Annotated in this window: 8 protein-coding genes; all 8 read left to right on the top strand. The window is 70.8% G+C overall.

The features are described 5' to 3' along the window. Nucleotides 1–216 precede the first annotated feature (216 nt). Nucleotides 217–1,080, top strand: coding sequence for a glycosyltransferase (locus tag QMX80_RS16920; protein WP_235504252.1), 864 nt, complete (start codon nt 217–219; stop codon nt 1,078–1,080). Next, nucleotides 1,077–1,916, top strand: coding sequence for a glycosyltransferase family 2 protein (locus QMX80_RS16915; protein ID WP_282278335.1), 840 nt, complete (start codon nt 1,077–1,079; stop codon nt 1,914–1,916). The genes QMX80_RS16920 and QMX80_RS16915 overlap by 4 nt, the downstream gene beginning before the upstream one ends. 385 nt (nt 1,917–2,301) lie before the next feature. Further along, complete coding sequence (gene bcsD / locus QMX80_RS16910) at nt 2,302–2,685, top strand: cellulose biosynthesis protein BcsD (RefSeq protein ID WP_152984113.1); 384 nt, start codon at nt 2,302–2,304, stop codon at nt 2,683–2,685. Nucleotides 2,686–2,707: 22 nt separating this feature from the next. Continuing rightward, nucleotides 2,708–3,028, top strand: a complete 321-nt coding sequence (locus QMX80_RS16905; RefSeq protein ID WP_273080824.1) for a hypothetical protein — start codon at nt 2,708–2,710, stop codon at nt 3,026–3,028. A 91-nt stretch (nt 3,029–3,119) separates the two neighbouring features. Continuing rightward, on the top strand, nt 3,120–5,270 hold the full coding sequence (gene bcsA, locus QMX80_RS16900) for a UDP-forming cellulose synthase catalytic subunit (protein WP_055766031.1): 2,151 nt from the start codon (nt 3,120–3,122) through the stop codon (nt 5,268–5,270). After that, nucleotides 5,267–7,585: a cellulose biosynthesis cyclic di-GMP-binding regulatory protein BcsB gene (gene bcsB / locus QMX80_RS16895; protein ID WP_282278332.1), complete on the top strand. Its 2,319-nt coding sequence runs from the start codon at nt 5,267–5,269 to the stop codon at nt 7,583–7,585. Before bcsA ends, bcsB begins: the two co-directional genes overlap by 4 nt. Before the next feature lie 53 nt (nt 7,586–7,638). Continuing rightward, entirely contained in the window at nt 7,639–8,757 is a 1,119-nt protein-coding gene (bcsZ, locus tag QMX80_RS16890) for a cellulose synthase complex periplasmic endoglucanase BcsZ (RefSeq protein WP_282278336.1), read from the top strand. Beyond that, nucleotides 8,739–9,099: tetratricopeptide repeat protein (locus QMX80_RS16885; RefSeq protein WP_282278331.1), on the top strand; the 361-nt coding region annotated here is incomplete at its 3' end. The genes bcsZ and QMX80_RS16885, both read left to right, overlap by 19 nt.

Raw genomic sequence — 9,099 nt, 5'->3', positions numbered from 1 at the left:
GGCTTCAGCCGCGATGGGGCTGTCCCGCTGCATTCGCCGCAGTGCCGCGCAGGTGTTGAACGCGGCATATGCTTGAAAGCCTCATCGCGGCTGAAGCCGCTCCTACGGGTGCGCGCCGTTCCGGGCGGCTGCTAGAGTCCGGTGCGTCGGTACCAGGGAATCGCCGGTCGTGACCATTTCCGCACCATCCGTTCCACCCCATGCCGGGATCGCTGCATGACCCTGCCGGTGATCCTGTTGCCGGTGGGAGTGGACGACGCGGCGCTCGATGCCTGCCTGGCGGCGCTTGAAGCGGCCACGCCGGCCGGTACGCCGATCTGGCTGGCCGACGACGCGCAGGGCGGGCCGCGCGTGCAGGCGGTGATCGAACCGTGGCTGGCGCGCACCCAGCTGCAGGCCGAATACACGCGCCGGCCGCGCGCCATCGGCGAATCGGCGCACCTGGAGGAAATGCTGCAGGCCTGCGGCGACGCCGACGTGGCGGTACTGGCGCCCGATGCGCTGCCGCTGCCGGGCTGGCTGCAGCAGCTGTCCGATTGCCTCGCGCGCGATGCCTCCATCGCCACCGCCACGCCGTGGAGCAATGCCGGCGAGACCGTGGCCTGGCCGCGCGCGGGCGAATTGAATCCCCTGCCGTCAGATACCGCGCGGCTGGTACGGGCCTGCGCGTCGATGCCGCTGCTGCATCCGGAACTGCCCTCGGCCGTCACCCATGCGGTGCTGATCCGCGGCAGCGCGCGGCGTCGCGCCGGCGGGCTGGATACGAGCAGCTGCGCATCCTGGTATGCCGCGCTGGTGGACCTGAGCCTGCGCATGAGCGGGCTGGGCTGGCGCAACGTGCTGTGCGACAACGCCTTCGTCGGCCGCCACGACGAAGGCCGGCCCGCCGATGGCGACATGGAGGTGTTGGCCAGCCGCTGGCCGACCTGGACCGCGCGCCTGGCCGGCTTCCTGATGGACGACCCGCTGCATGCACATCGCCAGCACCTGCGCGCGTTGTGCGAGCAGGCGGCGATGCCGGCGCGGCAGCCGGACCTGTTCGGCGATGGCGGCGAGCCGCCGGCGGAGGCGCTGCCGTGAGCGCGTCCATCGCCGTCGTCGTCGTCAGCTACCAGAGCGCCGCGACGCTGGACGAGTGCCTGCAGCGGTTGCGCGGCGCGCGCGACGTGGCGCAGATCCGGGTGGTGGACAACGCCTCCGGCGATGGCTCGCTCGGCATCGCCCAGCGCCACGCCCTGGCCGATGCGCGCGTACGCTTCATCGCCAATCCGGACAATCCCGGTTTCGCTACCGCCTGCAACCAGGGTGCGTGGGACAGCGACGCGCCGTGGCTGGCCTTCGTCAATCCCGACCTGATGGTCGAGGCCGATACGCTGGCGCGCCTGCGCGATCTCGGCCTGCCGCTGGGCGACTGCCTGCTCGGCGTCGAGCAGGTCGACGAGCAGGGGCGGCCGGATGCCGCGGTGCGCCGCCGCGATCCCGACTTCGCCGCGATGCTGCGCAATCCGGCGGCCGGCGCGCGGCTGGCGGTGGCCGCCGATCCGGCGCAGCCGCTGCAGCCGGTGCCGGCCCTGTCCGGCGCGCTGCTGCTGATGCCGCGCGCGCTGTTCGAGCGCATCGGCGGCTGGGATGGGGGCTACCGGCTGCATGCCGAGGACCTGGACCTGTGCCGGCGCGCGCGTGAGGCAGGGGCGATGGTGGCCGTCGCCAACGAACTGGCGGTGCTGCACGTGCGCGGGGTGTCCAGCCGCGCGCGGCCGTTCTTCGTGGAATGGCACAAGCATCGCGGGCTGTGGCGCTATTTCCGCAAGTTCGAGGCGCCGCGGCGCGGCCTGCTGGTGCGCGCCGCGGTGTGGTGCGCGATCTGGGCGCATGCGGCCGTGCAGGTTCCCAGGCTGCTGCTGCGCCGCCGATAACCGGCTTTCCTGGCCGGGCCGCCGCCCGTGCCGGCGCGACAGCTTCATCTCTGCGGCATTTCCGGCGCCCTCGCGCAAAGGCGGCGCCATCTGGCCGGGGTTCTCTTACGGTCGTGTGTTTAGCTGTGCCATCCCCGTGGAAAATGATGGCGCGGCGGCATGGGTCTGTCGCGTTGGTTGCTTCATGGGCCGGAAATGAAAGTGTGATCTAATCCGCAATTGTTTTTTTGTGGTTCGCGAGAGAGGGCGGGATGGGCAGCGTAGGCAAGGTGCCGGTGCACGAGGGAGTGATGCACAAGGGAGTGATCCGGTGAATCCGGCAGAGTTGCTCGATGGTTACCGCGACCGTTCCTGTGCCCGGCAGTGGCGCGGTTTCCTGCGCGCGATGGCGGCCGAATTCGGCCAGGCGCTGCCGGATGAAGAGTCGGCACGCCTCATGGCGCGTATCGGCCAGCGTTTTGCCGACGCCCATCCATTGCCGCCCGCAGCCACGGTCGAGGCCCTGCAGGCGTCGGTCAATGCCGTCTGGAGCGAATGCGAGTGGGGATGGGCGGCGTTCGAGGAACGCCACGACCAGCTGCGCATCGTGCATGCCTGTTCGCCGTTTGCCGTGGCGCTGGGGCCGGGCAACGGCTGGCAGCACGGCTTCCTCGAAGGCGCCTACCGTCATTGGCTGCGCGCTGCCGGCATGTTGGCCGTTCTCGACGTCCGCCACCTGGCGACGGAGAACCGCGACCTTTCGATCTTCACCGTTGCGCGGGTGTTCTGACGATGGAAAAGGTGTGTGTGGCATGAGCAGAGATCATTCGATGGGCCCCCCGGGATGCGATGACGACGTGGCGGGGCTGTTCATGAAGCTTGGCGACGGCAAGGGAAGGCCGGAGTACCGGGATTTCCCCGAGGCCGCCCTGCCCCAGCCCACGGCGGCGGCACGACCGGCCAAAGCGGCGGCGGACGTGCTGGTCCCGCAGGAAGCGGGTATGCCCCCGGCGCCGGCCGCCGGCGCCGCCGTGGCGGCGGACACGCCGCTGTCGCAGTTGTTCCGCAGGCTTGCCGAGACCGGCGGAGCCATCGCGGATGACAGTCCCCTGATCCGGCTGCGCGGGCAGTAGGCGAAGGGGCTCCAACGCCGGGGAGGGACGCCGTGGAGGCGGGCCCGGACCGGCATGGCCGCCCCGACCGGGCGGCGCAGAGGGGTAAACCATGAGACTTTCGATCAGACCCGAGGGCTCGCAGGCTCTGGCCCGCATTGCCTTGGCCGCACTGGTGCTGGTGGGCGTGCTGCTCATCGCCTTCGTCGTCACCGTGCCGTTGAACGTGGCGCAGCAGTTGCTGTTCTCGCTGGCGGTGTTCGTCATCGGCCTGTGCCTGCGCCGCGCCAGCAACCGCATCGTGCCGCTGGTGCTGATGGGGCTGTCGCTGGTCATGTCCAGCCGCTACATGTGGTGGCGCCTGACCGAAACCATGGGCATGGGCAGCCTGGTCGACCTGACCCTGGGCTTCGGCCTGGTCATGGCCGAGGTCTACGCATTCGTGGTGCTGGTGCTGGGCTATTTCCAGGTGGCGTGGCCGCTGCACCGCCGTTCGCTGCCGCTGCCCGAGGACCAGTCGCAGTGGCCGACGGTGGACGTGTTCATTCCCACCTACAACGAGCCGCTGTCGGTGGTGCGCACCACCATCCTTGCGGCGACGGTGATGGACTGGCCGGCCGGCAAGCTGAAGATCCACCTGCTCGACGATGGCCGCCGCGAGGAGTTCCGCCAGTTCTGCGAGGAAGTGGGGGTGAACTATGTCACCCGCACCAACAACAACCACGCCAAGGCCGGCAACATCAACGCCGCGTTGAAGAAGAGCGACGGCGAATACGTCGCCATCTTCGATTGCGACCACGTGCCGACACGCTCCTTCCTGCAGATGTCGATGGGCTGGTTCCTGCACGACTCTCGGCTGGCGGTGGTGCAGACCCCGCACTATTTCTTCTCCGCCGATCCGTTCGAGCGCAACCTGGGCACCTTCGGCAAGGTGCCCAACGAGGGCGAGCTGTTCTACGGCCTGCTGCAGGACGGCAACGACGCCTGGGATGCCACGTTCTTCTGCGGCTCGTGCGCGGTGATCAAGCGCGCGCCGCTGGAGGAAGTGGGCGGCGTCGCGGTGGAGACGGTGACCGAGGACGCGCATACCGCCATCCGCCTGCACCGCGCCGGCTACCGCAGCGCCTACATCCCGGTGCCGCAGGCCGCCGGCCTGGCCACCGAGAGCCTGTCGGCGCACGTGGGCCAGCGCACGCGCTGGGCGCGCGGCATGGCGCAGATCTTCCGCGTCGACAATCCGATGCTGGGCCGCGGCCTGAGCCTGGTGCAGCGCATCTGCTACACCAACGCGATGCTGCACTTCTTCTACGGACTGCCGCGCATCATCTTCCTGACCGCGCCGCTGGCCTTCCTGTTCTTCGGCGCGCACGTCATCCACGCCTCGGCGCTGATGATCTTCGCCTATGCCCTGCCGCATCTGGCGCAGGCCAGCCTGACCAACCTGCGCATCCAGGGCGCGCATCGCCACCTGCTGTGGAACGAGGTGTACGAGACGGCGCTGGCCTGGTACATCCTGCGGCCGACGCTCATGGCGGTGATCAACCCGCGGCTGGGCAAGTTCAACGTCACCGCCAAGGGCGGCCTGGTCCACAAGAGTTATTTCGACGCGCAGATCGCGCGCCCCTACCTGCTGCTGCTCCTGCTCAACCTGGTCGGCGTGGTCGCCGGCATCGTCAGGCTGGTGCTGGCCGACAGCAGCGGCGAGGTCAACACCATCTGGCTCAACCTGGGCTGGACCCTCTACAACATGATCATGCTCGGCGCGGTGATCGCCACCTGCAGCGAACAGCGCCAGATCCGCCGCGCCCACCGCGTACCGCTGGAAATGAAGGCGGTGCTGCACCTGCCCGACGGCCAGGCGCTGCCGTGCAGTACGGTCGATTTCTCCACCGGCGGCATGGCCATCCGCCTGGACCAGCCGCAGCCGGTGCAGCCGGATACGGCGGTGGAAATCGAGCTGCGCCACCGCCAGCGCAGCCACCGCCTGCCGGCCGTGGTGCGCCACGACCGCGATGCGCAGGGGCTGAGCCTGCAGTTCGGCGAGCTGAGCGTCGAACAGGAGCGCTGGCTGATCGCCTCCACTTTCGCCCGCGCCGACATCTGGGTTTCGCTGTGGGGCCGGCACGAGCGCGACACCTTCCTGCGCTCGCTGTCCGACGTGCTCCGCGCCAGCCTCAGGGGCTTCCACCGCCTGGGCCGATTCGTCATCACCAGGGGGCGCTACGACGGCCAGTCCCAGCCCGCTCCCGGAGAAACCGCATGAAGCATTGCCTGCACACACCGCTGATTCCCGCCGCGCGGGCACGCTGCGCCTCGCTGGCGTTCGCACTGGCCCTGGTGGCCGGCGCCGCCCACGCGCAGACGCCGGCCAGCATGCCGCTGCCGCCGGGCCTGCAGGCCGAGCCCGCCGCCGCCGCGCAGCCGGCGCCGGGGTTGCCGCTGCAGCGCAGCCGCTCCACGCTCAAGCAGCTGGGGCTGGATTACGAGGTGACCCTGCGCGGCATCCAGGGCACGGCCGGCATTCCGTTCTCGATCCGCAGCGACCAGGTCGTCGACCACGCCGCGCTGCACCTGAAATACACCTATTCGCCGGCGCTGCTGCCCGACCTGTCGCACCTTCGCGTCACCGTCAACGACGTGACCGTGGCGACGCTGCCGGTATCGGTGGAGGAGGCCGGCCGGCCGGTGGAGCGCGATGTCGCCATCGACCCGCGCCTGGTGACCGACTACAACCGCGTCAACCTGCAGCTGATCGGCCATTACACCCGCGAGTGCGAGGACCCGGACCACACCAGCCTGTGGGCCAACATCGACAGCGCCAGCTATCTGGAGCTGGGCTGGCTGCCGCTGCCGCTGAGCAACGACCTGGCGCTGCTGCCGGTGCCGTTCTTCGACTCGCGCGACACCCGCCGGCTCGAACTGCCGTTCGTGTTCGCCGGGCAGCCGGCCAATGGCCAGCTGCAGGCCGCCGGCATCGTGTCCTCGTGGTTCGGCGCGCTGGCCGGCTACCGCGGCGCTATGTTCCCGGTCTCGACCGGCGCGCTGCCGGCACGCGGCAATGCCGTGGTCGTGGCGACGCCGCGCAACCTGCCGGCCGGGCTGGCGCTGCCCGAGGTGGCCGGGCCGACGCTGGCGGTGCTCAGCAACCCCAACGATGCCGGCGGCAAGCTGCTGCTGGTGCTGGGCCGCGACGACGCCGAACTGCGCGCGGCGGCCACCGCGCTGGCGCTGGGGGCGCCGTTGTCCGGCGCCAGCGTCACCCTGCGCGACGTCAAGGAGGCCGCGCCGCGCAAGCCCTACGACGCGCCGAACTGGGTGCCCAGCGATCGCCCGGTGCGTTTTTCCGAACTGGTGCGCAGCACCAGCGAGCTCAACGTGGTCGGCTACAACCCGGACCTGATCCGCATCGGCCTGCAGCTGCCGCCGGACCTGTTCGTGTGGCGCAAGGACGGCATCCCGGTGGACCTGCGCTACCGCTACACCCTGCCCGAAGGCGCGGACAAGTCGGCGCTGAACATCAGCATCAACGATGCCTTCGTCACCACGCTGCCGCTCAACGGCCGGCCGCTGGCGACCTCGGTGCCGCGGCAGATGTGGCAGAAGCTGGGCGCGCGCGGCGCGATGCCGATCCAGCAGCCGCTGCTGCTGCCGACCGGGCCGCTGTCGGCGAGCAGCCAGCTGCGTTTCCACTTCTTCTTCGACCGCCCGCGCGCGGAGGAATGCAAGAACACCTTCCCGGACGTGTCGGCCTCGATCGACGATTCCTCCACCATCGACCTGAGCGGCTTCGCGCACTACATGGCGATGCCGAACCTGGCTGCCTTCGGCAATGCCGGCTTCCCCTTCACGCGCCTGGCCGACCTGTCCGGCAGCGCGCTGGTGATGCCGGACAACGCCAATGGCGATGACGTGGCCAACGCGCTGGCGCTGCTGGGCCGCATGGGCGCCTCGACCGGCTACCCGGCGCTGCGCACGCGCTTCATCCAGGCGCGGCAGGTCGACGAACACGCCGACCAGGACCTGCTGGTGCTCGGCTCGCGCCGCAGCCAGCCGCTGTTCGCGCGCTGGGCCGCGGCGATGCCGGTGGGCGATGGTGCGCAGGTGCGCCGCTTCGGCCTTTCGGACTGGCTGTTCAACAAGATGCCGGCGTTCCTTTCCGCGGACGCGCGCCGTACCGACCTGCCGACCGTGGCCGAGGTCGGTGTGCGCCCGGAACCGGGCGACGTGCTGCTGATGGGCTTCGAATCGCCGTTGCGCAAGGGCCGCAGCGTGGTGGCGCTGATGGCCGACGAGCCGGGCCATGTCAGCCGCCTGTTCGAGGCGTGGTTCGATCCGGAGCGCCTGCGCGGCTTCCAGGGCAGCGTGGTCCTGCTGCACGGCGAGAAGGTGCGCAGCCTGGCCGGCAACCAGACCTATTACGTCGGCGAGCTGCCGCCGCTGCTGGCCCTGCGCTGGTTTTTCGCGCACCACCCGCTGTGGATGGCGCTGGGCGTGGGCCTGGTGTGCCTGCTGCTGGCGATGCTGGCCGGCTGGCTGCTGCGCCGGCATGCGCGCGCGCGGTTGAAGGTGGCCGGCTGAGCATGGAGCAGGCAGGTCCGGCCATGCTGTCCAGGCGCGACGTGCTCGGTCTGATGGCCGCCGCGACGGCGCTGGCCGCCTGTCCCGCGCCGGCGGCCGGAGTCGCCTGCGGCACGCCCTGGCGCGACTGGCATGGCTTCGTCCAGCGGCACGTGCAGGATGATGGGCGGGTCGTCGACCACACCCACCCGGACCTGCGCAGTACCTCCGAGTCGCAGTCCTATGCGCTGTTCTTCGCGCTGGCGGACAACAACCCGGTGCTGTTCGACCGCATCCTGGCGTGGACGCGCCGGCACCTGTGCGGCGGACGCCCGGACCTCAACCTGCCGGCCTGGCTGTGGGGGCGTGCCGGCGACGGGCAGTGGCGCGTGCTCGACGCCAATACCGCCTCCGACGGCGAACTGTGGATCGCCTACGCCCTGCTCGAGGCCGGCCGCCTGTGGAACCGGCCCGGGCTGGCCCAGGCCGGACGCCAGATCCTGGGGCTGATGCGCAGCGCCGAAGTGGTCGAGCTGCCGAAATTCGGCCCGATGCTGCTGCCGGGAAACCGCGGCTTCGTGCAGCGCGACCGCTGGATCCTCAATCCCAGCTACCTGCCGCTGTTCGCGCTGCGCCGGTTCGCCGCGGTCGAGCCGCGCGGTCCCTGGGCGCGATTGGCCGAACGCAGCGTGGCGATGCTGCGCGCGGCCTCGCCGACCGGCTTCGCGCCGGACTGGACCGCCTGGAACGGCGAGGCCTTCGTGGCCGATCCGTCCAAGGGCGCGGTGGGCAGCTACGACGCGATCCGCTGCTACCTGTGGGCGGGCATGACCGATCCGGGCGAACCGCTGCGGCCGCGGCTGCTCGACGCGTTGCCGGGCCCGGCGCGGCTGCTGCGCGCCCAGGGCAGTTTCGCCGAGAAGATCCAGACGCGCAGCGGTTCCGGCACCGGCGCCGCGCCGGCCGGCTTTTCCGCCGCGCTGCAGCCTTACCTGTCGGCGCTGGGCCAGCCGGCCACGGCCGCCGCGCAGGCCGCCCGCATCCCGGCGACCGGCCCGGCGGCCGACGCCCTTGGCTACTACGACCGCGTCCTGGTGCTGTTCGGGCGCGGCTGGATGGATCGCCGTTTCCGTTTTGCTGCCGATGGGCGCCTGCTGCCCGCGTGGAGTTCGACATGTTCCGCAAAAACCTGAAACCCCTCTGTCTGCTCGGCCTGTGCGTGCTGACCGCGCCGGCATGGAGCCAGAACGCCGCGTCCACCCAGCAACTGGTCAACCAGGGCAACTACTGGCTCGACCAGGGCCGCGAGGACCTGGCCGCCGATGCCTGGCGCAAGCTGCTGGCGGCCGACCCGGCGCAGCCCGACGCGCTGCTCGGCCTGGGCATGATCGACCTGAACCAGGGGCGCCGCGCCGATGCGCAGCGGCGCCTGCAGCAGCTGCAGGCCAGGCACCCGTCGGCGGCGCAGACCGCGCGGCTGCGTGCGGCGCTGGCCGGCGGCGGCGCCGCTGCCGGCGCGGGGTCGCTGCAGGCGG

Origin of the sequence: Stenotrophomonas sp. PS02297 (genome assembly GCF_029959705.1) — a bacterium.
Lineage (GTDB): Bacteria > Pseudomonadota > Gammaproteobacteria > Xanthomonadales > Xanthomonadaceae > Stenotrophomonas > Stenotrophomonas nitritireducens.
Note: the sequence above shows the minus strand (reverse complement) of the source record. Positions and strands in the feature narration are given on the sequence as shown.